Raw genomic sequence first — 25,990 nt, forward strand, 5'->3', positions numbered from 1 at the left:
TAAGGCAATATCAATTATATCGAATAATTCAGATAATTTTACAAAAAGTTACTTAATAAAAATATTTTTGTAAGAAATACTACCTCTAAGGAGGTTTGAATATGTTATATGCTTTTCTAGTGATAGCAGGTATACTTTACATTTCGTGGTATGTCTATAAAAGAAGAAAAGACCATCATTTATACCAACTCATTGCTCGTTTTAATAAAGATGAAGAGTTTAAACGTACTTTAGCAATGGGGCTTTATTATCGATTTATGAAGCCGTTAGAAAATGAAAAGTGTTCATCAGTATTCATCCGTCAAACACCGTTAGAATTTGAAGCTTTTGTTGCTGATGTGTTTGAAAAATATTATGGTGGTTCTGCATTTGTAACGGTAGCTACAGGTGATTATGGTGTAGACTTTGAACATACAGTAAACGGTGACCTTTATCTGGGGCAGGTGAAGTGTTTATGTAACGATATGTCCTATAAAGCAATTGCCCTGGTGCATAGTAATATTGCCAAAAGAGAGGCGAAAGGTGGTTATGTAGTATCAACAGGTGGTTTTTCAAAAAATGCAAAAAAATATGCTGAAGAATTGAATGTACAACTAATCGATGGATCAAGATTGGCTGAAATGTATATGGAATCTATTGAGGGCCAACCGTTACCTCAATATGCACTAAACCCTGCTAGTAATTAACCAGCAGGGTCTTTTTCTTGGACCTCGTATAAATCATCGACCTTACAATCGAATATTTTGGCTAACTCAAATGCTTTGTCTACTGGTGGATAAGATTTACCCGTTACATAATTACTCATTTGATTCTGGCTTATATTTAATCGTTGAGCAATCCACTTTCCTTTTAATCCACTGTGTTTTAATAATTCTCCAATATTACTCTTCAAAATGATCATTATCATCACCTGTTGAATTATTCCATATTGTAAAGGGAATTACCTTCAAAATATAATTTGTAAAAAAATCATAATTAAATTTGTATAGACAGGCAAAATCCTTCTTTCCAGGTCATATACCTATATCAAGACCACGAGGAATACCAAGTGGAATCAAGGACACCAAGAGGGAAGAGGGCGCGTATGCATTGGCAATACTCACATTTAAATGAAACGCCTTACCTGTATCCATCAAAAGAATTAAGAAGTATGTATAGAGGGGCAAGTGGTAAAAAAGAAACAAATGCAATTGTGGACCACATGGAAAGACATGAGGTTTTTGATAATCGTGAGTATAAAGGCTATTACCGTTTATCAAACGATATCATGGAGGATTTATACGAAGATGAGGATGAGATGCTTGATTGGGGAGATGTCATTAATGACTATCAACCGGTTATGACACCGAAGGGATTACAACTCATTCGAAAAGAGGGATTCAAATGACAATCGTAGGAGAAGCGATAGTGGTATGGACGGCGACTGGCTTGTCAGTGATTACGATGAAGGTTGCAGAGAAAATGGGGCAGAGTGTTCCACATTGGCTTCCACGTATGACCATGTACACAACGCTCACAGGCTCGTTCTTGTATCTTCTACGTTATGTTCTTTTCGCGTTTCTATAGGGGAATATCAACATGGAATTGCGGGACATTTACAGGTCGTTAACATATAGCACGTACGGGAGTCTTCCAAAAATAAGGGATATATACCCTTATAAAGGGTATATGGGGAGTGGAGAAAATGATTGAATTATTACTCGTTCCGGCTGCAGGTTTGACAGTGGCATTATTCGGTGAAAAGTTCAAAAGTAAAAATTATGATAAGCGAAAAATACAGGTGTTTTTTGAGGTAGCTGGAATTGCGATCAAAAGAAATAATGAAGAAAAATTACAATATCCAAAGTTCCAAAAACAAATTGATGATGATCGTAGTACGACTTATGTATACATCTTGCCGTTAGGCATGCCGAGTAAAATTATTCAGAAGGTAGAAGATGTGGTTTCAGAAGGATTAAATAAACCAGTACGTATTCAGTACGATAATTATAAATTGAATATCCGTGTATTCCGAAGAACTGGTCATGGTCAATGGATTTAGTAACGAAAGGGAAATGGTGTATTCCAGTTGGTCAGAGTTTAGAAACAATTGTTTATCACGATTTTGATGAAACGCCGCATATGGCTGTAGGTGGATTAATTCGCATGGGGAAAACAGTCTTCCTTAAAAATATGTTTGCTTCCTTATCATTAGCAAATCCGGATCATGCGCATTTTTATTTAATTGATTTAAAAGAAGAAGGGCTCGAATTTAGCGAATATAAAAAGCTGAAACAAGTTGAACAAATTGCAGAAACATCAGAGCAAGCACACGGAATGCTGCTGAAAGTGATGGAGAAAATGCATGAGCGCGGGAAGTTCATGAAAGAACGTGGCATCAAGAATATTGTTCACACGAAAGTAAAAGACCGGTATTTCATTGTAGTGGATGAAGGAGTGGTGCTTGCTCCTGCCAAAGGGTTGCCGAGAGCTCATAATAAAATGCTGGAAGAGTGCCAATACATGCTTAGTCATATTGCGCGTGTTGGAGGGGCACTTGGGTTTCGTATTGTCTTCTGTACGCAATATCCGACAGGAGATACATTGCCGAGGGTAGTAAAACAGATGGCGAATGCAAAACTTGGTTTCCGTTTACCGACTCGTACTGCATCAGAAGTTGTCATTGATCAGTCCGGATTAGAGCAACTACCATCTATTCCAGGAAGAGCTATATATATGAAGGAAAGCTTCACCGTACTGCAAGTGCCATATATTGATGACGTGGTTATGTGGAAACATCTAAAAGAATATGAGGTGGAAAAACATGAACATCCAGAGTCACATGAAAATCAACCGTCAGATGGCGATACTTGCGACGATTAGGAAATTGCAGTTTGCAACAAGAAGACACGTAATGAGTGTGCATGATATGGGTGGTATCCGAAATGCAAACAGAATTATGGGCGATTTGAAGCCGTATTTGAGTAAGACGATGCAAGGGAAAGAATATGTGTATTATCTCAATAAAGAGGGGCATGCCATGTTTGGTGATGACGGTAAGGTTGTTTCGAGATGAAAGCTTGCACATGCATTATTACGGAATGAAGCATGGTTACATTTATTCTGTCCAGATGATTGGCAGATTGAAACGGATATACGTTATATAAAGAACAAAGAGAAAAAGAGAATAATTCCTGATGTGAAGTTTCGTGATGAAGAAGATATACTTCATGCGGTTGAAGTGGATCGCACGCAGAAAATGAAAGTGAATGAAGAGAAGTTGAAAAAATATGAAGAACTTACGCAAATTTATAAACAAAAACATAACGGAAAAATGCCAGTCATTTATTTCTTTACAGTGACTAAATATAGAGAAAAGAAACTGGAAGAATTAGCAGCTAAATATGATGTGTTTGTGAAGGTGTATGTAATAGAAGAGATATAAAAAAGTGCTAACAAGTTTGCAAACCAAATTGCAAACGAAAATGCAAACTAAACGAATACTTCTTAATAATGGCAAGAGGGAAATGGTCGCTGATATGTCCTCTAAACCTTTATATATTAACGCTTATTAACGTTGCATAATCATACATAATTCGTACTACTTCACCCGAACGCAATCTGGGCACCATGTAGTAAAGAACTTAACAACTACTGGCTCCTCACTTGCGATGATGTCTTTGAATTCCTGTTCTGATTTGATTTCTTTCATGTTTTGTTTCTCCTTTTTCACTATCAATATTTTTGGTTGTTTAGTTGGTGTATTTGCTGTGAAATGAAAACTCCTAACGAGAGCTTTTCATTTCAGAATAATTCGTTTGCAAATTGATCCACCGCAGTTTCTTGAAGTACTGGTAGAACATGGAAGTGATTGTCCGATGTGATACCTACTCTGTTAAGTCCTAAACGTTCGCTAATGATCTTCGGAAGTATACCTTAGAAACTAGAAACGAATATTAGGAACCTCACTTTTCTTTATAAGCTTTTTCTAGGTTTGTGTCAAACTTCTGAATTGTAAGGTTACTATTATAAGTAGGGTAATTCAAATTGTATTCATGATAGCCATCGCTATAACGTTCTTTTCTCACATATTTTTAGGAGAAGTTTATGAAGTGCCCGTAATGTGATGTCGGATAAAACAAGCAATCTCTTTCCGGTACTTAGAGAAGGTAAACGGTGGATGATCACTCATAAATTTTATGAGTGAATTAAACAACAAGCAGGAAATTCAAAAAATGATGTAGGGGATGCATGTATGAATTTAGAGGAATCATTATAAGAACTTATTCGTGAAGTTGTGAGAGGAGAGATTAGGGTGGCGTTATCTAAGTTCCAGCAATAATCACAACCAAATAAAGTAATGTGGGTGAAAGAAGCGTGACTAACAAGGGAGAAATTAGGATGTTGAAATGGGTAAAGAAACTGTTTTCAAAAAACGCCCACCCTGCATTGTTTGTGAGAAACAAGAAGGTGAGCTTCAATTAAAAGAAACGAATTGGATTTGTGAAAATTGTGCCAAATTATGCATGGACAAGGTATTGAAAGAGATACCTATACCCTTTATATCTTATTCCATAAATAAGAAAGTTGGTGGGCTTCTGATTCAAGAGCTATTAAATGATCATTATTAATAGAGTTATTCGTATACATTCTGTTCTTTTGGATGTTAAGGACAGTATAATTCGCATCGTTATATTCATTTGAAAATGTTGATTCATTTAATAATGTCAGTGTTGAGTTGATGTTATATTTATCAATTCGCTCTTTTTTTCCTTTGAAAAATAGTTTAATAAGATGCGGCTCATCATTAATGAGCAAACCGAGTTCAGGTGATGAGCGGACGATTAAATTATCTGATAACCAATGTGACTTACCTGGATCAAACCAAGAGATGTCTTTGTTTTTAATAAATTTTTTGTACTGCTTTATAACATCAATGTAGTTTTGCTTTTTTTTCTGATCAACAGTTTGTACTAATGTTTCAAAACAGTCAAAAGGTAGTTCGTTTTTATGAAATTTAATAACAGTTTCTCGTAATTGTTTCCAGTAATCAAAAACCGGGTGGTATTCAGGTTGAGATTTTAAATTCTTTACAAAATTTGTTTTAGCTGCACTACTTTTCAGTGTGAAGTCTAAAAATTGTGTAAGTCCCACTTTAATTTCCGCCATGTTACACCTCCTTTCCGAATGTTACTAATTCAATATTGGAAAGGGAAATCCTGCATTTTTAAGGAGGTGAACTAGATGCTAGAAAAACCTATGTTCATACACATGGAAGTTGAGGGAGAGTAATATTAAAATTTCATTTGTTTTTTACTGTAATAAATAAATTCATTTGAATAGAAGTGAAAAATAGAGGTTTGCCTTAGTCATTTATGAAAGTCGAGAATATTTATAACCATAGGAGTAAATACACAGGTCCGATTTTTGTAATGATGGAGGGAATTGATGTGGACATAACTCAAAGCATGGCAAGAATAGTGGTTAATGGGAAGGATCTTCCGTTTATTTCAGTTAGAACTTCTGTATGGAATCAAGGACCTGTAAATGATTTAATTGTTTCGACAAACTTGAGAGTCGAGGAGCTTTATCAGTTTATGTGGTCACAAGTGCCAGTAATGCTTGCGATGTATTTTCTTCAAGGGGCGGACTTAATGAGGTTTGCTAGAATTAATGGGATTAATCAAAGGGTAACGGGAGAATATATATATCATTTCACTTGGGGATAAAACGAATGTAAAGTAGCTTAACAGCTGCTTTTTTATTTTGTAAAAGAATTTTAGAAGATTAGAAAATATGATTAGAGAGTGATATAGATAATTTGTGACTGTTTTTCAAGTTCGTGAAGTTAATCAGTTACTTCATTTCATACAAGGGGGGTATGAAATGAAGTTTTTAAGGAACGCAAAAAAACAGAGAGACATATATTTTTGGCTCTCTGTTTTTTTTTATTCACAAATAGTTCCAGTTGCTATACCAGTTGGAGCAACGCCTACTGGAACCGTATCTATTACCGTATTTGTAGCAGTATTGATAACAGAAACAGTATTGCTACCTTGGTTTGTAACGTAGGCGAGAGTGCCATCTGGTATGATGGTTACTTGATCCGGGGATAAGGCAACAGGAATTGTATTAATTACAGTATTTGTCGCCACGCTTATTACTGATACATTATTACTAACTTTATTTACAACGTAAATACGTGTGCCATCTGGTGTAATATCTATACCAACCGGTTCAGTCCCTACGTTAATTGTATTAATTACGGAATTAGTAGCGGTGTCAATAACAGAAACAGTATTGCTGTTTTGATTTGTGACATACGCACGAGTACCATCTAGTGTAAAGACGATTATTCTAGGACGAATGCCAACAGAAATGGTAGCACTAACTGTATTAGTAGCAGTATTAATAACAGAAATATTGTTGCTTAATTCGTTTGCAACATATGCAAAGGTTCCATTTGGAGAAACAGTGATTCCTTGCGGAGCGTTGCCAACGGGAATGGTAGCAAAAACTGTGTTAGTAGCAGCATTTATAACAGAAACCGTATTATTACCGTGATTTCCAACATAAACAGTTGTGTTATTTGGAGTAACAGCTACACCGATTGGATTAGATCCAACAGGGATGGTAGCGACAACTATATTAGTGGCAGTATTAATAACAGAAACGGTATTAGAAAAAATATTAGTAACATAAGCGCGAGTTCCATTTGGTGAGACTGTTACTTCGAGTGGTGCATTATCTACAGTAATTGTTGCAACAACTGTATTTGTTCCGGTGTTAATTACAGATACTGTATCATCTGTTGGATCATCTATGACCCCTGCGTTTGTAACATAAACAAGAAAATTACATGAAGGTCCAGTCGGTCCGGTTGGCCCAGTTGGCCCAGTCGGTCCAGTCGGCCCCGGTGGACACTCACAATCTCCAGTTGGCCCTGGTGGTCCTTCTGGCCCCTGAATACCTTGCACCCCTTGAGGTCCAGTCGGCCCTTCTGGTCCTTCCGGTCCTTGCATGCCTTGCACCCCTTGAGGTCCAGTCGGCCCTTCGAGTCCTTCCGGCCCTTGCATGCCTTGCACCCCTTGAGGTCCAGTAGCTCCTTCTGGTCCTTCCGGCCCTTGAATGCCTTGTACTCCCTGAGGTCCAGTCGGCCCTGGTGGTCCAGGAACTCCCATTCCAGTCCCAGAGCCAGTGGGGCCTGGTGGTCCAGGCGGTCCTTGAATGCCTTGCACACCTTGAGGTCCCGTAGGTCCTTCTGGTCCTTCCACGCCTTGAATACCTTCTACGCCTTGAGGACCAGTAGCTCCTGCAAGTCCTTCAGGTCCTTGAAGCCCTTGCACACCTTGAGGACCAGTAGATCCTTCTGGTCCTTCTGGCCCTTGAATACCTTGCACACCTTGAGGACCAGTAGCTCCTTTAGGTCCTGGAAATCCTCTAGGTCCTGTCGCTCCAGTAGGACCGGGTATTCCGATAATATTTAATAGAGAACTATTCAATATTCCTTGCAAAATTAAGTTGAATGTTTGTTGTAACAATGGGTCCGATATATTGGAACAACTAATGAGCGAAGATAAATTTTGGAATAGAAATTGGAATAACGCAGAGATTTGAGTAAGAGATGCAGTAGGCAAAGAATTGATTAATTGAGTGATAGTTCGTATAACTAAATTTTTATTTGGAGTATTTGGTTGTACTGCAATGATTAAATCATTTAACGCTTGTAATGATGATTGGAGTATTTGTATAGTTGTCGGATTTGGCGTGGTAAAGAAAGAAAGGATAGCTTGATTTAATTGGTTAATTAGGGACAATAATTCTTGTTGCTGAGAAAATGAGAAAAAAACAGGTGTACAACAATTACTTTGATCACAAGAGGATATAGAAATAAAACAGGGAAATTGGAATTTTTTGCACGGATCGTTTGAGTTTTGATTATTTTTCATAATTACCTCCTTTTTAAAATTTTATCATCGTTAAGTATGCTTTAAGAGTTTGTATTTTCTTCTGCATTTAAAGGATTTGTAAGTATTTGTGTAATGTTCAGGAATATTTTTCTTCTAAGTATATGTTTAGAAAATCGAGACGTTCTTATGGGACGTATAATCAATACTTAGTTATTAACAGGAAGTGTAAGTAAGGCTAGAAAACAAAATGGACATATATTTTTATTAACTTAAAACATAAAAGAGTAATTTATTAAGTGTTCTAGTGAAGAAATCATCTATTTGCAAAAACTACTTTGTTTTATAGGAAAAGTAATATAAATGGAAAAAATTTAAACACTCAAATAAATAGCGAACCGAATGAAAAAATAAAGGAAGACAGCTGATAGAAATAGCAGGAAGTTGGATACAAGCCGTCGGTTCCGTAATTTCATTAATTGGACAAATACGTGAAGAAAATGAGGAGTTGGAAGGGAGCGATTGATAGACTAGTTTAAAAAAATAAAATGTAACTATTTTCTAAAATGACAATGAGTAATTTTCACCTTGTTTTTTGATGAACCATTTTTATATGAAAATCATATAATATATTGTAGGACAAGCAACTAGTTTATAATCTATTAAATACTCCAAGAGCTTACCTTTTATATATCTCCACATCTACTGATCTAGATGCTCTTTTTTATTGAACAAAACACCCATTTGGAAAGGAGCTTAATAATGGGAGTGACATTAGAAGAATTAGAAAAGTGTTATAATAAAGCCTTTATTGAGGGAGCAGAGTACGTAGCTGTTCAGATTGAAATGGATGGATTTCATAGGGATGAAGTAATTATTAACGACAAATACAGTATAGATTCTAAATTAAAGTATTATAAGAAAACATACAATGAAAATTTAGAACATAGATTGATTCCAGGGATTCGTATTGTAGGTTTTGCATATGGCTATTCGTTCTCAGAAATTCTACATGAATTAGGGTTGCTAGTGAAGAAATGATTAAACAAATAGCAGTTATTTAACGCGATGCCGTGCTTTTAGTGGTGTCTTTTTTTGTTGTGAAGGAAAAATAAAAATAAAAAAGAGAGCCTAAGCTCTCTTTTGAATAGATACCTAACGTTTATGCACAGATTGGAATTCCTAATGCTATTAAGGTCAATGCTACTTGAAGAGAAAGTTCTAATCTAGCAATTTCGATTCCAGCGACTGAGACCACTAAAAGAGGTTGTCCATTAACGAACAAAACACAGCTATCCATACTTTCGCCTCCTTCCGAGTAATCTAATATAGTATATGAATAAAATTTTAATACGTAATAGTCAGATTAATGAATTTAGTGGAATTGATAATTTAACCTATAGTATAAAAAAATTAAGTAGACTAATACCTGATTAATTAACACCATATATGAAGGACAAGAATATATTAGGAGTATATAAAAACGTAGGAGTAGTAAATATGTTCTTTGCAAAGTTACACGGTAGGAATGAAGTTCCACCAGTAGAAACAGGTGCTCGAGGAGAGGCTTTCTTTAAATTAAGCCCGGACAAGCTTAGCTTAAAATTCAAGCTAGATTTATTCGATATAGAGGATGTAGTAGCTGCCCATCTGCATCTTGGGTCAAAAGGAACGAACGGTCCTGTTGTAGCTTTTTTATTTGGACCTATAACAAATCCAGTTTCAATGGAGTGTGCAACTCTTACGGGAATGATTACTCAAGAAGATTTGGTCGGGCTGTTAGCGGGTCAAACATTAGGTACTCTTGTAAATGAAATCATATCTGGAAACATATATATTAATGTTCATACAGTACAACATTCTAATGGTGAAATACGAGGACAATTGAATTATTGTTAATGAATAAAAGTAGTGAAAAATAAAGCATCCATTTAGGGTGTTTTTATTTTGTGAAGGTTGTATAGATAAGTAATCTATTTTTAGTAATCTTGAACATTCATTTCTAAAATTTTGAAAGTGGTCGAATTTAAAAAATAGTTATCAGAAACTTGTTAATGAAATGCCCCTCCAAAAATTAAATTAGTATTAGTAGATGAACCTTGTAAATGAAGTATGCAAGTGTAACAGATTATAAAATTCTTTAAACTTAATCAAAGCTAATAGATTAATTCTCCACACCCACTGAAATAAAAAATCATAACATAAATTGTAATTACATTTACGGAAGTGAGATGAAAATAATGTTTTATTCATATTTTACTACCCAAGCAGGTATGCGACCAGCGTATGGTACATCAATAACGTTTAGCGGAGCACAAAGTACAGTTCAAGCTGTTCAACAAGCGTTACAAATGCAACAACAAATGCAAATGCAGCAACAAGGTATCCAGCCGTATTATTCATCTATGGAGTATTTTTACCCAGTGTATCAAATCACACCGTATGGAAGTTCTTTTCTTACTATCCCGTATGGAACTGTATTTAATCTATAAATTGAAAGTTTAATCAGTAGGGGGCAGGTATCCCAAACCGATTATTAGTCCTCACCAATTGGACATATACGGACGATCCGGCTCCTACCTATCTTTCTTGCATGTTCCGAAATTTTTTGGGAGTCTTATTACCCGCAAATGGAGAGGGGGATATGTAAGCGTCAAATAGTTCTCAACTACAATTTGTAAATAGTCGATGAGATAATCTCCGTACATATTACAAGTGTTTTTTGATGAGATGATACCGATTAAAGAAAAAATAGGGATTATTTTATCATGAAAAATGATGGTTAATGGCTCTGTATGAAAGGATACATGAACATTTATTTACGTGGATTAGATCGAGATGTAGCAACGAAGTCCTATTTGTGGTTATATCGAATAGTAACCTACAAAGAAGATTCGACCCGTTTTTTCTAATCTTGAAAGATATTTACAGCCATGACATCACATATTTTATTTATAATTGTAAATAGTTATTAAAATGTATAAATGATGTTTTTTTATAAATAAAAAAGAAAAAAGGAAAAATAATGCAACTTTTGAATTTGTTTATTCGTGTTATATATGAAAGGAGGAGGGGGATGGAGATTGAAGAAATATATAAGGTTTATATAAACGATGTGTACCGGTATTTATTTTCCCTTTCTCGTAGCCATCACGTAGCGGAGGACTTGATGCAAGAGACTTTTTATCGAGCGTATCTTTATTTAGAAGACTATGAAAATCAAAAGGTAAAATCATGGCTTTTTAAAGTGGCATATCATACGTTTATTGATTTTGTTAGGAAAGAGAAAAAAGTAACCTTTGTAGGAACGGAGGAATTAGAGACAATACAAGCGAGGGAATCTACAGAAGAGTATGTAGTCGCAAAAAATAGTTATGAAAAGTTAATTCAGATTATTCATACTCTACCGGTAATAGAGGCACAAGTTATTTTATTATGTGACGTACATCAATTAACGTACGAAGAGGGTGCTTCTGTATTAGATTTAAAGTTAAATACGTATAAAAGTCACATGTTTCGCGGGAGAAAGAGATTAAAAGAATTGTTAAAGGAGGAAAAGAGTCAAAATGACAAATGATAAACCTCATTCTGAACAAGATGATTATAAAGAACTGTTACAAGAAGCTATTCATCAAAGACCGGCTTCACTATCTGATGGAAAACAAGAGCAATTGTTGAAAATAGGTAAAAAAAGAGCACGTATTACGAATGTTTTAATTGTATTTACTTTTTTACTACTTATTCAACCTATTTTATATATATCAACACTCTTATATTATACAGTGGCACCTACAAACGCAATGGAGATACGGAATGTAGTAAATCAAACGTTAAGTGTAACAGAACCAAATGTATTTTTGAAAGATAGGGACATGGAGCAAACGTTGTTACCGCTTAGTTTGCAATTGCATTTTGATTTGTATAAAAGAGTAGGAAAGAAAGATATTCGAATAGGAGAAGAGAAAACAGATTATGTATTTAGTAGAGCAACGAAAGTAAGCCGTGAATATACAACAGATGAAAAAATTCCAGAAATCCCGTATATAGACAACGAAGTATTGTCTCATCCTAATAATTATAATGCGTCCTATAATAGTAGCGAAGAAGCGCAAGTATTAAAGGGTCTTCCGCAAGAATCTGTTGTAGAAGCATTTGTATCTTTTAGAGAATTATTAAGTGTACAAGAGGTAACGGATATGTTTCCTACTATTGATATTGTGTGGTATGCCGTTAATACAGGATTAGAGGAGAAGCAAACGAATGAAGAGGGTATGTATGTTGCCCCGATTGGCTTTCCAGCAAATATGATTTCAAGTCCAAGTGGTGCTTTTTTAAGTGATTCACCCCATGAGGAACAATTTATTGATGTTTTAAAATCATTACAGAAGCATGAAAACTTAGCAGTGAAGCTATCTAGAGCGAAAGTATTAGAGTTGTCTAAGCGCATTTCTTTCCTTGAAAAAAATGGGGTAAAAACATACGGGGCAGTTGTAACTGGGCCTAAAGTAGAAGTTGAAAAATTGATGAGCCACGAAAAAGTTAGAAAATTGAAAGTAGGTGAAGCGAGGTTATGGAATTGGCATTCTTAAAAAAAAGAAAGAATCATATGTATAAACAGGAAACCTGGATGGGGACTATTTCATTAATTATTGCCTTTTTAGCGCTATTGTATTTGAACATTATATTGCTTATTCAAGAAACATTTATAGGTAAAGGTTTTCTGCAAATAGTTGGTATTGGAGTGGTGTGCTCAGTCGTAGGTATGATCACAAAAAGCAAAAGTCGAAAATATGCATTGTGGGCATGTAGTTTATTTGTTTTTATGCTGCTGTTTGCTATATTTGGATTTATGTTAGGTTGGATGATAAGCTTTGGGCCATAAATATGTGGAAAAGAGCGAATGTAGATTCGCTCTTTTTTGTATTGAAAGTAAAATAGCTAAGAGAAGAATCCATTAAATTTGAATGGATTGCACTATACATCTAGGTTGTGTTTTTATTAATATGTTTTCCTCTCAAGTGTATATAAATAGGCGATAAGTATAGTGCTAAAACAATAGCTCGTCCAAACATTGCGAATCTCTCTTACATAATATGTAGTAATAAGCATGAAAGGGGGACTAGTATGTCTTGCTATAACTACTGTAAGTTTTGTAAAGAGTATAAAAAGAAACAGCATGATTGTTGTAAGAACACGAGTAAGTGTAATAACAACAAGGACATGCTTGTAAGGGCATCAGCATTTAGGGCTAGAAATACGATGGATCAAACGGTTCCTGCCAATACTTTTGTAAAGGTATTGTTCCAAAATGAACAATTTGATTTAGCAAATGAGTATAATCCAGTAACGTCTATTTTTATTCCGAAGACTAGGGGAGTTTACTCTATTATTGGAACGATTGGTTTCTTTCCAAACGATCCTAGCTTAAATTATAGAGCTCGTGTAGAAATTCGTGTAAATGGAAACGCAGCAATAGCTATAGATAATGATTTTTTCGGTCCAATAGGTTTTGGAAATGTAGTAAGTGTTTCGACGATTATTCAATTGAATGAAGGAGATCAAGTTGAGGTTTATGCACAAAGTAGCATAGACGGAGTTTTAAGTCCTTCAGAAGACGGCTCACATTTTGAAGCTGCAAGATTTCCTTCTCCAATTAAATAACGAAGAGAATAAATTACTTTTCAGTAGGTTTAGTTAATCCCCTTTACCAAATGGTGGGGGATTATTATTGTTTTTCTAAAATATACAAGTAAATAGGTTAAATGTAGTTTATTTCAGGAGCATTTCTCATGCTAGGAAGTAAGGTTGAAAGTGCTAGCTTATTATGAGTATTAGATATTCTGCAGGTAATAAAAAGAGTACAACGAAACAAGTAACATGGTTGTGAAAGTTCTTAGGCATTACATTTGCTAGTCGTCTTATGGAATAGAAAAGACATCTTAATTTATAAATACATAAAAGTCCGTATAATTACGGGCTTTTTCTTTACTATATAAAAATTACATATTTAACATAGGTATTGCTATTGTATGGAAAGGAATAACATTAAGGCAAGTACACTATATAAAAATAAAATAAATCCTAAGATGAGTAGTATGGGATGCAACTTGAACATATTTGACCTCCTTGAGTATATAAAGAATTTTAATACATCTATGGTCAATTTAGAAGGGAAATATATTAGATGAATATAATGTTTGGGTGAATACACTAATGTAACAGAGGAGTGAAAGTATAATAAATAAAGAAGTATTATTGAGTTCACATTGATTAAATTGTTTATAAGTAAGCAGGATGGGGGATCGCCTGTGAAATATAAAAGTAAACAGGTTTATATGTACAGGATGAGGGGAAAATAAAAAAAGAGCATACATAAACAGTACGCTCTAAAGAAAGATAGGTTTTATGAGTGGATAATCTCCATACGATAATATATGTTCGGTTAACAAAAATGTGTGAAAAATCAATAGATTATCAATAGAATATCATGAAATGAGTAATTTTAATTTTTTACTGAAGTCGATTAGCTAATCAAAATATGGATAGAACGGATTAACAATTGGATAATGATCGTACTTCAGTTTCGTATTTCTTATAGTCTGGATATTGGGTAATAGTTTGACACTTAGGTATGGAAAGTTGATTAATTATAGAAACATTTGTAATTACCTCGTTATAAGGACCGAAAAATGTGATTTTTAGTTTTGAGTTTGGTGGAACTTTGACCACGATAGGTTTTTTTTTCATAAAATCAGCTCCTCATATGCAGTATCTTATTCTGCACTTTTTCGTTCAGATTATAAAGGCGTATTAATATAATATGAAATTTTAGTTGAGTTGATAATAATATGGGGTTTTATGGCGTGGTGAAAATGTGGGAAATGCATTGGAAACTGAGAATGTTCTATAAAATGTTTAATCGATATAATAGGTAAAAGCAAAAAATAAGTAATTTATCTAATACACTTTTTTCCTTGATACATATTATAGTAGTAAGACTTGTATTAGGAGGTAATGAAAGAGTGCAAGAAAATGTACAAGCTCAGCTTTCACCACCATGGATCACATATTTCAATGAGTTAAAAAATTCAATTGGTGCTGATCCAACTGTTTCAGTTGGTCCGCTAATTCCAGTTGGCGGGAATTATATTATATTAGTGCATGCGTTAAGTAATGAAAAAGCGATAGCGTTAGCAACGCTTCTAAAATCTTTTGTAGAATTTGGGAATGTAAGTGTAACAGTTATTGTAACTAATAATGAAAATAACATTGTAAATCCACTTCCATGTCCACTAGATGCATTTGAAATTGCTCATTTATTTCAAGTGGCGTTAGAAAATAATCCTTATTTTGAACAAGTTGTTGTACAGCCGCAGCTTCCTGGAGGATCAAATGTTGTCTTTCCAGTTTTTGCTGCGCAAGTGATTCAATTTTTTAATGATGATATTTCAAATTTATGTCAAACATTTACTGGTGTTGCTGCAAATGTATTTCATGATGTAATGAACGATGACATTTGTGATATCCCAATTTTATTCTCCACAAGCTGTGTTCCGAGCGGTGAGAGTGCACAATTACAAAATACAGATTTAACACCAAAACTGTTTTACTAGATTGTAAGTAGACATTTTCTTTAATAGAAAATGTCTTTTTTATATGTATTAACGTTACATTGTCTAGCTAATTGCGGATGGTGACTGAAATTTCCACTGATAAATATATAGCGTATAAAGATAGTATGTTTGATGCGAAAATATATAAGAAATGAAAGATAAATTATTTTCATTAATATAGAGTAACCGTAAGAAACACAGAAAGTTAGCTGTCATACATATGTTTATTAGTCTAAAGAAGATTAATATCGATGAGTAGTAATAATGAAAACGTTTCTAATAATAGCGCTAATGAAAGGTTAATTAATTGATATTATTTACTAATAGATGATAGTGCATATCTCGAATTTGTGAATGAACTGTATGAAAAATAAATAAAATTAGTGGAAGTTTAATTAAAAGATTATATGTTTTGAAAAATAATATAGATTCTTCTTATTTATATTATAGATAGCTAGTATTAGGCATAAGGGGCTTTTAATAAGACAAGCTTTGAATATGATATTAAAAAGGGGATGAATTGTATTGGGGTATATTATCGATATTTCAAAATGGAATGGAACTATTGATTGGGATATTGCAGCATCTCAGCTAGATTTAGTTATTGCTAGAGTTCAAGATGGTTCGAATACGGTAGATTTTATGTATCAAAATTATGTGAATGAAATGAAGAAACGCAGTATTCCATTTGGTAATTATGCATTTTGTCGTTTTATATCTATTGCTGATGCAAGGAAAGAGGCACAAGATTTTTGGAGTCGTGGCGATAAATCTGCTAAGTTTTGGGTGGTGGACGTAGAAATTCAAACGATGATGGATATGCAAGGGGGGACACAAGCGTTTATAGATGAATTACGCCGTTTAGGTGCGAAAAAAGTAGGGCTATACGTGGGGCATCACACGTATGTATCATTTGGAGCACGTAATATTGAAGTTGATTTTGTATGGATTCCTCGTTATGGAGGAAATAAGCCAGCATATCCGTGTGATATTTGGCAATATACTGATTCGGGAAATGTTCCTGGTATTGGGAAATGTGATTTAAATCAATTAATAGGAAAAAAGTCGCTTTCTTGGTTTATAGGATCGGATCAAGTAAATCAATCAGAGGATACACAACGATCAACTGGTATTGGTATTGCGGTTTCAAAATATTCTGATGGATATGGCATAAATCTATATGAAAATCCTGCGAATCCTCAGTTTACAGGTACAATCACTCAAAAAACTCCATATTTAGTCTTACATGGTTATTGGGGAGGCGCAAATAAAGATATGATTTGCTTAGGCAATGATAAACAGTGGGTATATGTAAAACATTTTGATGTGAAATGGTTTTATGCATCTTCAAAATATCCCGTTGGGTATGGAGTTAATTACTATGCAGAGCCTGAATGTATAAATTATAAAGGAAATATTGATGGATCAAAATCTTTTCGTGTGTGGGGCAGAGCCAAAAATGCGGTAGATATCGGGCAAAATAATTGGATACTGGAAGAACATGTAACTATTAAGAATCTATAGGAATACGTAAAGGGTCATTTTACTGATACATAGTAAGATGACCTTTAATATTTGAACAAAAAAGAACAAGATACATAGTTTATTCAAATGAAATGAATTACATGTGGAAAACACATTGTTAACACAAGTACATTGTATAGTTATTCTTATATAATAATAAAAGTGAGGTATTTTGAATTGAAAAAGAAAAAGCTATTTTTAGGAACAATTATTTCATGCGTAGTACTGGCATTATCGGCATGTGGTTCCTCAGACAATGTAGTAACATCAAAAGTAGGAAATGTTACAGAGAAAGAGTTAAGTAAAGAATTAAGACAAAAATATGGGGAAAGTACTTTATACCAAATGGTGTTAAGTAAGGCGTTGCTAGATAAATATAAAGTTTCAGATGAGGAAGCAAAAAAACAAGTAGAAGAAGCAAAAGATAAAATGGGTGACAACTTCAAATCGACTTTAGAGCAAGTTGGATTAAAAAATGAAGATGAATTAAAAGAAAAAATGAAGCCAGAAATCGCATTTGAGAAAGCGATTAAAGCGACTGTCACAGAAAAAGATGTAAAAGATAACTATAAACCAGAAATGAAGGTAAGTCATATTTTAGTGAAAGATGAAAAGACTGCTAAAGAAGTGAAAGAGAAAGTAAATAATGGAGAAGATTTTGCAGCTTTAGCGAAGCAATATTCAGAGGATACTGGTTCAAAAGAACAAGGCGGAGAAATAACTGGTTTTGCTCCAGGGCAAACGGTGAAAGAATTTGAGGAAGCTGCATATAAATTAGATGCAGGACAAGTAAGTGAGCCGGTAAAAACAACTTACGGGTACCATATTATTAAAGTGACAGATAAAAAAGAATTGAAGCCATTTGATGAAGTAAAAGATCAAATTCGTAAAGATTTAGAACAGCAAAGACTACAAGATACGACAGGTAAATGGAAACAGCAAGTAGTTAAAGATTTATTGAAAGATGCTGATATTAAAGTGAATGATAAAGAATTTAAAAATACATTTGAATTTCTAGAAAAGAAATAATGATTGTAATTAGAAAAGGGAACCTATATAGGTTCCCTTTTCTAATTAGTGTGTGTGTTATAAATAGATAGTAAGACAATGTAATATTACATTTAAATATTAAGAATTACAATGGGAATTTATGTAATTATTTTAAATAGGAATGATCAATGCTTCATAGAATATTGATATTATAATGTTTCGCTTGCTTAATTTCATTAAATATAAAGTGGATTTATTAATTTATCCCACTATTTGCATGTAGTCTGATTGGCGTGGGCTAATTAAAACCTGAATTGATTTAAGTTTTTCTTTATTGAAGTGGATAAACATAATTTGCAGAATGAAACATACAATAGTATTGAAAAAATATTGATGCTGAATGAAGTGAAAAGCAGAGCATTCTACTAAAAAAAGGATGTTCTTTTTATTATGAAATTTTTAGGATAAAGAAAGAATGCTTTTAAATGAATTACTTAATAGATAAATATATTATGTAGGAGGAGAAAATATGAAAGTAATTTTTCAGAGAGAAGGCGGAGGGAAGGTTTTTGAATCGCATGATGAAGATATAAGTAACTTATTAGCTATTTTAAAAGAAACGAAAGGGATTAAGATTGGGATGGTTGACTATGAAGTATTAAAATACGAATTAGAGTATTTTCGTAACCCAAAAAAAGCAGTAACGGAGAGGGAATTACATATAATAGTACAACCAAAATATATGTAGTAAGGGGAGATTATGTATTCTTAAACAGTATGTACGAAAAGAAAGTGTTTACATTGCTCTCTTTTCTATAGAAATTTTGTGAGTTCGTTCTTTATGATATATGCTTTCATTTATAGTTGGTTAATAAACTTGAAAAATTAAAACTTTTATATAAGAAGTGAAAAGCTCATTTGATGAAGAAAAAATAAATGATGGATAAAAATATAATTTAAATCATTCCAAAAGAACGTAGGTTCGTGTATAATTAGAACGAATGTTCTTGTGTGTACAGATAGTATACGAATAAGAAATAAAGTGAAACTTTAATTAGCGGGGTGTTCATCGTCCGTTATGTATTAGCTTTCACCAATTAAGCGTTTACGGGCAGTTGATTTTCGTCTTACCTCCTCGCATATAGCGGATTTTGAGGTAGGAGCTTCACTACCTGTTAATGCGGGATAAATATGAGCCTAGCAATTATTAACGAATAATCGAGGAACAATATGTGTGAAATAGAATGGATAAATGATCAAGGAGATAAAGAAATGAATGATGTAAAGGTGCAGAAAGCAGAAAGAGAATGGGTTCCATTTACAGTAATGTCGGACCAGTTATTAAGTATGCGAAAGATTGTTGGAGAGAAGTTTAAAGTACAAAAACCGCTCTTAACAAACGAAGCAAAAGAGAGAATTTCTGATAAATTATTAACGTCATTATTGTCTGAGAAAGAAATATTGGTGACATATTTTGAAGATGGTTACATCCTTACAAGTTATATGACAGTAGTGCATATAAACCCACTAAAGTGCATTGTAATATGTACTGACGCATTTTATAAAACTTACGTATTTAATACTTCTGATATTATTGAAATAACGTAAAGGAAGCTGGAATTTCAATTTTAGCTTCCTTTACGTTATGTTAGATGAGGGATATAAATAATGAAAAGAAAAAGCAGCTAGCTTCATACTAGCTGCTAAGCCCCAGGGAAAGGGAGAAAAAGATAGGGTACTCCAAAAATCAATAATAGCTGTGTAACAGCCTGATTATAGTATAGACAAATTTATTATTCCTAAACAGTACGATGAAAAAATAGGACTAAGCTGTACCTACTTGGTTTTGATCTGCAAGGTCAGAATCAAAAGTATTAGTCGCGCTCACACCATTAAAAGTATTAACAACAAAACCAACATTTGAAGCACCAGATCCATTATAAGCCTTCGTATTTTCTTTCGGAGAAACATTGTAGAAATCGCCTAAATTAAATGAACCGTTACTATTTTGTACAACTAAATTCCCTACAACTGAGGGCATAGTTTTCACCCGCTTTACAATCATTTGTTAATACTACTATATGGTGTTATAGTCCAAATGGTTCATGTAACAAAAATTGTGGAATAGTAAAACGTTTGAAGTGTAGCTTAATCCTACAATAAAAGTATGTTAAAATTAATGTAAGGTCGATTAATTTTAACATACAATTGTATAATTAATATATACAAAATCAAAGGAGGCAAAATGTAATGAATAATGTTATAAAAAAAGTAGATTTAACAGATGCAAAATCAAGTAATCTTGTTGCACTTATTTATAGCAATGAAGTTATATTGGTTGAAGAAGCATTTTGTCCAAATGAAATAAAATTAAAGTTTAATGAAATTGCAATTTTATCGGCTATTAAAACAGCACATATAATGAAAGTATCCATCAGAAAAGAACTGGAAGCAATTTTTCATGACACTGGTGTTTTATTTGTGAAGCATAGTGTTGATTATGGAAATAGTCAATCTATCACTATGCATTTTGAACAATTCAAAAAGTTGCAAAATGAGATTGAGAATTTAAATAAAAATAGGTAATCAGACTAGATGAAGATTCTGTCATAGAGGTGAACTGTTCTATGATGAAAAATTAGTTTGAAATTTTTTCAGATGAATCTCACTGTAAGCATAAATATGGTTTTATTAAGATGCAGGATAATGAAGATTTTAAAAGAAGTAATCTAGGTGTAGCTTTTATGTATCGGTGTGAGAAATGCGGGAAAGAGAAGCTGAAATATAAAAGCAATAACGAAATAAATAATGACTTTTTTGATATATAAGCAAGAGTAACTGTTATGGTTACTCTTTTTGCTTACATAAAAACTCCTACTAAAGTATGAAATGAGTTGATACTTTAGTAAATGGCTGAATGAAAAGGGAGAGTGTAAAATTTTATAAAGGAGGAGAGGTATATGCAGCGAAACGAAACTGGAAAAATTGTAATGATTACAGGAGTGACGCAAGGATTAGGTCGTGCAATGGTTGATCGATTTCATGAATTGGGATGGAATATATATGGCTGTGGACGTTCAAAAGATAAAATTGAAGAATTGAAAAAATATTACGGTAATATACATGATTTTCAAATAATCGATGTTTCAGACTCCCAGCAAGTAAGTAATTGGGCGAATTATATACTTCATAGATATAGAGCACCTGATTTGTTAATAAATAATGCATCGATTGTTAATAAAAATGCGCCACTGTGGAAAGTAACAGCTCAAGAATTCGAAAATGTAATGAATGTAAACGTAAATGGTGTAGTAAATGTAATTAGGGCATTTGTCCCAGCGATGGTAGCTAGGAAAGAAGGAATGATTATTAATATGAGTTCTAGTTGGGGCCGAGAGGGAGAAGCTGAGCTGGCGCCATATTGTGCCTCAAAGTTTGCAATTGAAGGTATCACGAAATCTATGGCACTTGAATTACCCTATGGTATGGCTGTTGTTGCTTTAGATCCGGGCGGAAGTATCAGGACCCCAATGCTGTATTCATGTGCACCAGAGTATGTAAATGAATCACCCACACCTGAAATGTGGTCACATCATGCGATTCAATATATATTAAATATAACAATAGATAAAAATGGAGCTTCATTGACATGCCCAGAATGTATGTAAATATATTTTGAATTGTATACGTATCTTTTTATTAGCATATTTTCAGTGATATACGCTTTGTCTAAAAAAAGTATCTTAAAGGTGCTTTTTTGTATGATTAACACGTTTTAGAATGCACAAAATTACATATAGAAAATAAATATGAGATAAAGGATGCCGTTTGTGTATGGCGAAAAAAGCACTAGAAAATTTCTAAATAGGTGATAAAAATGAATCCAAGCGGTTTAAAAGTGACAGGAGCATGGTTTCAAGTAGGAGGAAATCTTACTGCGGCTATTGGGGCGACAAGAGGATTTATTGGAGAAGAGAAAGTTGAATCGAAGATTGTAATTGTAGGAAGCTCATTACAAGCCCTCGGTTATATATTACAAATAATAGCGAGTAATGATACCGGAGATGAAGCTGAAAGAGAAAATCAAAATATGTGTTTGGAGAATAAAAGTGAAATGCTTGATAAAATGGGCATTGAATTATTAGCATTAGGGAATATATCAAATGTAATAGGAACATATTTTAATATAAATAAACAATTGAAAGAGAATGATTATCTCATAATTGTCGGGAACAGTTTACAATCGATTGGTGCTTTTTTAGGAGTAGAAGCAGCTTTGCTTCAGATGAAAGCAATACAGAGAATTATAATACTAGGTAATTCTTTGCAAAGTTTAGGTGCGGGACTTCAAGCGTATCAAGGTATTATTAATGTATCAAAGAATGAAATAGAAAATGAGGGCAGTATGGTTGATAAGAAAGATAAGAAAGATAAGAAAGATGAGAAGATAATAGCCCTCATTGGTATTTGGATACAAGCAATAGGAACTATTATTTCTGCAATTGGATTAACTATAATAGAGGAAGAAGAAAAATTAGAAAAAATAAATATATGAAAATACACATTTGATAAAGGTAGGGAAATTTCAATTTTACATACGTGGTAAGATTGAAGTAGTAGGTTTTTAGGCATATGAATAGAATATATAAGAGTAGAAAAGTTTTTCATGCTTAATTGGAATGTATGAAATATAAAAATAATTGGTTTTGTGAGCGTTTGAAAAGAAGAGAGATAAAAATACAAAATGAGGAGTTTTCAAGAGATGATGTATTTATTGGCAATTCTTCTGCCACCTGTAGCCGTATTATTTTGCGGCAAACCATTTCAAGCGATAATTAACTTCCTATTAACATTAATATTTTGGGTTCCAGGAGTTATACATGCGATATTAGTTGTACATGATAAAAAAGCAGATCGGCGTTTAAAAAAACAAATTCGAGCATATGATGAAATGAATAAGAGGGATAGAAGGTAGCTAAGTCGTGAAATGATTGTAAAAAGAAAGGGGGACTACCTCCTTTCTTTTTTTCATTCTGTTTAAATTTTAGTATAGCGGTAAGAATTTTTAATATAAGTATTGTGATAATTAGTTTTAGACTGTGCGCTTAATAAACCGGTGTAAATGTTTTCAGGCACGTTAAAGAAATCATACGTTCCATTCTTTAATTGAATGCGTAAAATCATAGAAAAAGGATTATAGCCAACAGCAACAATATTTTTGGAACTCACGGGAGATAACTTCATCATTATGCAACTCCTCACTTTTCATTTTTAATAATTTCTTGTAGATGTTGAGGTTGTAGTGTTGAAATCCTTATAATTAAAGCGGTATTATACTTATATGCAATATATTAAATGTTCGTTATACGTAATGATAAGAAAGTTCACACGAAGTACATATCATTGTGCTATTTTTATTTCACCTTTGATTTATAAATAAGAAAATATTGACCATTTGAAAAAAAGGTATATTATTTATACGAGGTATGAAAAATTCACTTTTTACATTCTATGCTTCAAGGGGCAGCATTATTAGGAAAATAGAAGTGAAAATAGTTTGTATAAGAAGAATTCTAAAATTTATAATCTGTGAATTAGGAAAATATTGAATGCTCCAGGTCAATATACTTTCTTAATTAAATTCATTTTAGAAAGTGACCTCAATATTTTTAAGTAAATCAACGGGAGAATTGAAAGGCAGGAGAAAGTAACATGTCAGAAAATTATCGTTCTCGAGAGGAGCGACGACAAGTTAAAAAGAAAAAACAGCCAGCGTCTAAAACACAAAAACCAAAAGGTAAAACATCATTCTTTCGTAAGTTTTTGATTACTTGTTTATTACTTGGTATTGTTGGTTTAGTGGCGGGGGTTGCTACCTTCTTCGTAATGATTAAGGATGCACCAAAACTTGAGAAAGCAAAACTTGTTAATCCGTTATCCTCAAAAATTTATGATAAAAATGGCGATTTGGTATATGAATACGGGAAAGAAAAACGGACGAATGTTACGTATGATCAAATTCCTAAATTAGTAGAAAATGCATTTTTAGCAACTGAAGATGCACGTTTTTATGAGCATAGTGGAGTAGACTTTAAAGGTACTGCCCGTGCTGTTTTGGTGAGTCTTAAAGGAGATTACGGTTCACAAGGTGGAAGTACGATAACACAGCAGGTTATTAAAAACTACTTCTTATCGATGGAAAAAACATCAAAACGTAAGGTTCAAGAAATATATTTAGCGTATAAGCTAGAACAACAATATTCAAAACATGAAATTTTAGAAATGTATTTAAATAAAATTAATTTAGGAAATCGTTCATATGGAATCGCAACAGCAGCACAAAACTACTATGGTAAAGAATTGAAAGATTTAACATTACCAGAAGTTGCGATGCTTGCAGGGTTACCGAAAGCACCAAATAACTATGATCCATCGAAACCAGAAAATGTTCAAAGAGCAACAGAAAGAAGAAATGTTGTACTAGGATTAATGAATCGACATGGTTATATTACAAAAGCAGAAATGGAAGAAGCATCGAAAGTTTCAGTAACAGATGGTCTTAAACCTGCAACTGAACTTCAAGCAATGCCATATCCTGCATTTATGGATGCAGTTGTGAAAGAAGTAGAAAAAGAATTGCCCGATGCTAATATTGGCTCAGATGGTTTAGAAATTCATACAACTTTGGATCCAAAAGCACAGAAATTAGCTGATAATATTTTAAATACAAATATTATTAATTATCCAAATGATAAATTCCAAGGTGCTTTCACATTTATGGATACGAAAACAGGTGAGGTTCGTGCTATAGGTAGTGGACGCGGTGAAAATAAAGCAGTATTTAAAGGGCATAATATGGCAATTGAATTAGATCGTGCAGCTGGTTCGACGATGAAGCCAATCTTTGATTACGGTCCTGCAATTGAATACTTAAAATGGGCTACGTATCATCAAATTGATGATTCTCCATTTAAATATTCAACTGGACAAGAACTTCGAAATGCGGACAGAAGTCATTTAGGCCCAATTACTATGCGTGAAGCGTTAAAAATGTCACGTAACGTTCCAGCAGTTAAAACTGCAAAAGAAGTAGGACTTAATAAATCAAAGGAATTCTCTGAGAAATTAGGTATTACATTTAATAAACCGCTGGCAGAATCTACAGCTATTGGTACAAACGAAGTATCACCAACTGAAATGGCGGGTGCTTATGCGACATTTGGAAATGGTGGAAAGTATGCAAAACCGCATTTTGTTAAGAAAATAGTTTATCCAGACGGCAAGTCACAAAGTTTTGAGCAAAAACCAAAACAAGTTATAGCTGACTCTACAGCATATATGATTACTGATATGCTTCGTTCAGTAGTGACATCAGGTACTGGTACAGCGGCAAATATAAGTTCTTTAGATGTAGCTGGAAAAACAGGTACAACAAACTATGCTTCAAAACAATTAGCTCAATATAAAATTCCAGAAAGTGCAACTCGTGATAGTTGGTTTGCAGGTTATACGCCGCAATATACGATGGCAGTATGGACTGGGTATATGAAAGATGGTAAAGACGAGTATATTAGTAGTAAAAATACGAAAATTGCACAGTTGATCTTTAAAGAAATGATGAGCGAGATGGCTACAGATAAATCAAGATTTAAAATGCCAAGTAGTGTAATTCAAGAAGGTAGTGAGCTACGTATAAAAGGGGAAAAACGTGATTCTTCTCCAAATACGAGCGTACCAGATACAACGGAACAACCAAAACAAGATCAACAGCAAAAAACTGAAGAAGAGAAAAAGCAAGAAGAATTAAAGAAACAAGAAGAAGAAAAGAAACAAGAGGATCTTAAGAAGCAAGAAGAACAAAAGAAACTAGAAGAACAAAAGAAACTAGAAGAGCAAAAGAAACAAGAAGAAGAAAAGAAACAAAATGAACAAAATAATGGAAATGGCCAAGGAACGACACCTCCAGCGAATAACGGA

The 25,990-nt window shown here is 33.5% G+C and carries 29 protein-coding genes and 4 pseudogenes; 25 read left to right on the top strand and 8 right to left on the bottom strand.

Annotated features, from left to right (window positions below):
- The first annotated feature begins 101 nt into the window (after positions 1 to 101).
- Positions 102 to 686 (top strand): restriction endonuclease, encoded by a 585-nt coding sequence (locus DN394_RS02515; protein ID WP_149293573.1) that lies wholly within the window; start codon positions 102 to 104, stop codon positions 684 to 686.
- On the opposite strand, the gene DN394_RS02520 is transcribed toward DN394_RS02515, so the two are convergent.
- Complete coding sequence (locus DN394_RS02520; protein ID WP_098102624.1) at positions 683 to 901, bottom strand: helix-turn-helix transcriptional regulator; 219 nt, start codon at positions 899 to 901, stop codon at positions 683 to 685. The two genes, DN394_RS02515 and DN394_RS02520, sit on opposite strands and share 4 nt — an antisense overlap.
- A 183-nt stretch (positions 902 to 1,084) precedes the next feature.
- On the opposite strand from DN394_RS02520, the gene DN394_RS02525 reads away from it, so the two are divergent.
- The 4 genes and pseudogenes from DN394_RS02525 to DN394_RS02540 all read left to right on the top strand — a co-directional run bounded on the left by DN394_RS02525 (position 1,085) and on the right by DN394_RS02540 (position 3,424).
- Positions 1,085 to 1,387 carry a hypothetical protein gene (locus DN394_RS02525; protein WP_149293574.1) on the top strand — a complete coding sequence of 101 codons (303 nt, stop codon included), beginning with the start codon at positions 1,085 to 1,087 and terminating at the stop codon, positions 1,385 to 1,387.
- Positions 1,384 to 1,566, top strand: coding sequence for a hypothetical protein (locus tag DN394_RS02530; protein ID WP_097820102.1), 183 nt, complete (start codon positions 1,384 to 1,386; stop codon positions 1,564 to 1,566). The genes DN394_RS02525 and DN394_RS02530 overlap by 4 nt, the downstream gene beginning before the upstream one ends.
- Before the next feature lie 118 nt (positions 1,567 to 1,684).
- Positions 1,685 to 2,862, top strand: a pseudogene (locus DN394_RS02535) (FtsK/SpoIIIE domain-containing protein).
- 31 nt (positions 2,863 to 2,893) lie between these two features.
- A pseudogene (locus tag DN394_RS02540) lies at positions 2,894 to 3,424 on the top strand (replication-relaxation family protein).
- Between the two features lie 162 nt (positions 3,425 to 3,586).
- Here the strand turns inward: DN394_RS02540 and DN394_RS29265 are convergent.
- Together DN394_RS29265 and DN394_RS02560 are read right to left on the bottom strand one after the other, a co-directional pair.
- A pseudogene (locus DN394_RS29265) lies at positions 3,587 to 3,691 on the bottom strand (thioredoxin domain-containing protein); the annotation flags it as partial.
- Positions 3,692 to 4,539: 848 nt separating this feature from the next.
- Positions 4,540 to 5,148, bottom strand: coding sequence for a hypothetical protein (locus tag DN394_RS02560; RefSeq protein WP_098954003.1), 609 nt, complete (start codon positions 5,146 to 5,148; stop codon positions 4,540 to 4,542).
- Positions 5,149 to 5,354: 206 nt separating this feature from the next.
- On the opposite strand from DN394_RS02560, the gene DN394_RS02565 reads away from it, so the two are divergent.
- A complete protein-coding gene (locus DN394_RS02565; protein ID WP_046955713.1) occupies positions 5,355 to 5,708 on the top strand; it encodes a hypothetical protein in 354 nt (117 codons plus the stop codon).
- A 219-nt stretch (positions 5,709 to 5,927) separates the two neighbouring features.
- Here the strand turns inward: DN394_RS02565 and DN394_RS02570 are convergent, their stop codons facing one another.
- Positions 5,928 to 7,928 (bottom strand): collagen-like repeat preface domain-containing protein, encoded by a 2,001-nt coding sequence (locus tag DN394_RS02570; RefSeq protein WP_149293575.1) that lies wholly within the window; start codon positions 7,926 to 7,928, stop codon positions 5,928 to 5,930.
- A gap of 314 nt (positions 7,929 to 8,242) precedes the next feature.
- On the opposite strand from DN394_RS02570, the pseudogene DN394_RS29950 reads away from it, so the two are divergent.
- Together DN394_RS29950 and DN394_RS02575 are read left to right on the top strand one after the other, a co-directional pair.
- Positions 8,243 to 8,412 (top strand): annotated as a pseudogene (locus DN394_RS29950) (DUF6944 family repetitive protein); the annotation flags it as partial.
- Positions 8,413 to 8,648: 236 nt separating this feature from the next.
- Positions 8,649 to 8,927 carry a hypothetical protein gene (locus DN394_RS02575; RefSeq protein ID WP_149293576.1) on the top strand — a complete coding sequence of 93 codons (279 nt, stop codon included), beginning with the start codon at positions 8,649 to 8,651 and terminating at the stop codon, positions 8,925 to 8,927.
- Positions 8,928 to 9,048: 121 nt separating this feature from the next.
- On the opposite strand, the gene DN394_RS02580 is transcribed toward DN394_RS02575, so the two are convergent.
- Positions 9,049 to 9,186, bottom strand: coding sequence for a DUF3956 domain-containing protein (locus DN394_RS02580; protein WP_046955715.1), 138 nt, complete (start codon positions 9,184 to 9,186; stop codon positions 9,049 to 9,051).
- A 200-nt stretch (positions 9,187 to 9,386) separates the two neighbouring features.
- Between DN394_RS02580 and DN394_RS02585 the strand changes: the two genes are divergently transcribed.
- From DN394_RS02585 to DN394_RS02615, 6 genes are all read left to right on the top strand, one after another.
- The gene (locus tag DN394_RS02585; protein ID WP_149293587.1) at positions 9,387 to 9,785 is read left to right on the top strand and encodes a CHRD domain-containing protein; all 399 of its coding nucleotides are present in this window, start codon (positions 9,387 to 9,389) and stop codon (positions 9,783 to 9,785) included.
- A gap of 341 nt (positions 9,786 to 10,126) precedes the next feature.
- Complete coding sequence (locus tag DN394_RS02590) at positions 10,127 to 10,378, top strand: DUF3947 family protein (RefSeq protein WP_149293577.1); 252 nt, start codon at positions 10,127 to 10,129, stop codon at positions 10,376 to 10,378.
- A gap of 584 nt (positions 10,379 to 10,962) precedes the next feature.
- Positions 10,963 to 11,463 carry a sigma-70 family RNA polymerase sigma factor gene (locus DN394_RS02595; protein ID WP_000401927.1) on the top strand — a complete coding sequence of 167 codons (501 nt, stop codon included), beginning with the start codon at positions 10,963 to 10,965 and terminating at the stop codon, positions 11,461 to 11,463.
- A complete protein-coding gene (locus DN394_RS02600; RefSeq protein ID WP_149293578.1) occupies positions 11,453 to 12,475 on the top strand; it encodes an anti-sigma factor in 1,023 nt (340 codons plus the stop codon). The genes DN394_RS02595 and DN394_RS02600 overlap by 11 nt, the downstream gene beginning before the upstream one ends.
- Entirely contained in the window at positions 12,457 to 12,768 is a 312-nt protein-coding gene (locus DN394_RS02605; protein WP_149293579.1) for a hypothetical protein, read from the top strand. Before DN394_RS02600 ends, DN394_RS02605 begins: the two co-directional genes overlap by 19 nt.
- 242 nt (positions 12,769 to 13,010) lie before the next feature.
- Positions 13,011 to 13,547 (top strand): C1q-like domain-containing protein, encoded by a 537-nt coding sequence (locus tag DN394_RS02615; RefSeq protein WP_149293581.1) that lies wholly within the window; start codon positions 13,011 to 13,013, stop codon positions 13,545 to 13,547.
- 891 nt (positions 13,548 to 14,438) lie between these two features.
- Here the strand turns inward: DN394_RS02615 and DN394_RS02620 are convergent.
- A complete protein-coding gene (locus DN394_RS02620; RefSeq protein ID WP_149293582.1) occupies positions 14,439 to 14,633 on the bottom strand; it encodes a hypothetical protein in 195 nt (64 codons plus the stop codon).
- A gap of 275 nt (positions 14,634 to 14,908) precedes the next feature.
- On the opposite strand from DN394_RS02620, the gene DN394_RS02625 reads away from it, so the two are divergent.
- The 5 genes from DN394_RS02625 to DN394_RS02645 all read left to right on the top strand — a co-directional run bounded on the left by DN394_RS02625 (position 14,909) and on the right by DN394_RS02645 (position 19,621).
- Positions 14,909 to 15,499 carry a hypothetical protein gene (locus DN394_RS02625; protein WP_001157700.1) on the top strand — a complete coding sequence of 197 codons (591 nt, stop codon included), beginning with the start codon at positions 14,909 to 14,911 and terminating at the stop codon, positions 15,497 to 15,499.
- A gap of 525 nt (positions 15,500 to 16,024) precedes the next feature.
- Positions 16,025 to 17,023 carry a glycoside hydrolase family 25 protein gene (locus tag DN394_RS02630; protein WP_098085410.1) on the top strand — a complete coding sequence of 333 codons (999 nt, stop codon included), beginning with the start codon at positions 16,025 to 16,027 and terminating at the stop codon, positions 17,021 to 17,023.
- A gap of 177 nt (positions 17,024 to 17,200) precedes the next feature.
- Complete coding sequence (locus DN394_RS02635) at positions 17,201 to 18,052, top strand: peptidylprolyl isomerase PrsA (protein WP_149293583.1); 852 nt, start codon at positions 17,201 to 17,203, stop codon at positions 18,050 to 18,052.
- Between the two features lie 490 nt (positions 18,053 to 18,542).
- Positions 18,543 to 18,761, top strand: a complete 219-nt coding sequence (locus tag DN394_RS02640; RefSeq protein WP_000864293.1) for a hypothetical protein — start codon at positions 18,543 to 18,545, stop codon at positions 18,759 to 18,761.
- 524 nt (positions 18,762 to 19,285) lie between these two features.
- Positions 19,286 to 19,621 (top strand): YolD-like family protein, encoded by a 336-nt coding sequence (locus DN394_RS02645; RefSeq protein WP_149293584.1) that lies wholly within the window; start codon positions 19,286 to 19,288, stop codon positions 19,619 to 19,621.
- A gap of 217 nt (positions 19,622 to 19,838) precedes the next feature.
- Here the strand turns inward: DN394_RS02645 and gerPF are convergent, their stop codons facing one another.
- Entirely contained in the window at positions 19,839 to 20,054 is a 216-nt protein-coding gene (gene gerPF, locus DN394_RS02650) for a spore germination protein GerPF (RefSeq protein WP_001141565.1), read from the bottom strand.
- Positions 20,055 to 20,263: 209 nt separating this feature from the next.
- Between gerPF and DN394_RS02655 the strand changes: the two genes are divergently transcribed.
- The 5 genes from DN394_RS02655 (at position 20,264) to DN394_RS02675 (ending at position 22,988) form a co-directional block, all read left to right on the top strand.
- Positions 20,264 to 20,599 carry a hypothetical protein gene (locus DN394_RS02655; RefSeq protein ID WP_001066867.1) on the top strand — a complete coding sequence of 112 codons (336 nt, stop codon included), beginning with the start codon at positions 20,264 to 20,266 and terminating at the stop codon, positions 20,597 to 20,599.
- Between the two features lie 62 nt (positions 20,600 to 20,661).
- Positions 20,662 to 20,841, top strand: a complete 180-nt coding sequence (locus DN394_RS29270) for a hypothetical protein (RefSeq protein WP_223266021.1) — start codon at positions 20,662 to 20,664, stop codon at positions 20,839 to 20,841.
- Positions 20,842 to 20,973: 132 nt separating this feature from the next.
- Complete coding sequence (locus tag DN394_RS02665) at positions 20,974 to 21,681, top strand: SDR family oxidoreductase (RefSeq protein WP_001189474.1); 708 nt, start codon at positions 20,974 to 20,976, stop codon at positions 21,679 to 21,681.
- A gap of 209 nt (positions 21,682 to 21,890) precedes the next feature.
- A complete protein-coding gene (locus tag DN394_RS02670) occupies positions 21,891 to 22,568 on the top strand; it encodes a DUF6944 family repetitive protein (protein WP_097916242.1) in 678 nt (225 codons plus the stop codon).
- Positions 22,569 to 22,775: 207 nt separating this feature from the next.
- The gene (locus tag DN394_RS02675; RefSeq protein ID WP_046955724.1) at positions 22,776 to 22,988 is read left to right on the top strand and encodes a YqaE/Pmp3 family membrane protein; all 213 of its coding nucleotides are present in this window, start codon (positions 22,776 to 22,778) and stop codon (positions 22,986 to 22,988) included.
- Positions 22,989 to 23,050: 62 nt separating this feature from the next.
- On the opposite strand, the gene DN394_RS02680 is transcribed toward DN394_RS02675, so the two are convergent.
- A complete protein-coding gene (locus DN394_RS02680) occupies positions 23,051 to 23,260 on the bottom strand; it encodes a KTSC domain-containing protein (protein WP_046955725.1) in 210 nt (69 codons plus the stop codon).
- A 465-nt stretch (positions 23,261 to 23,725) separates the two neighbouring features.
- Here DN394_RS02680 and DN394_RS02685 point away from each other — a divergent pair.
- Positions 23,726 to 25,990, top strand: a 2,265-nt coding sequence (locus tag DN394_RS02685) for a transglycosylase domain-containing protein (RefSeq protein ID WP_149293585.1), incomplete at its 3' end; no start/stop codon positions are given.

It is taken from the genome of Bacillus sp. BB081 (genome assembly GCF_008368895.1).
Classification (GTDB): domain Bacteria; phylum Bacillota; class Bacilli; order Bacillales; family Bacillaceae_G; genus Bacillus_A; species Bacillus_A wiedmannii.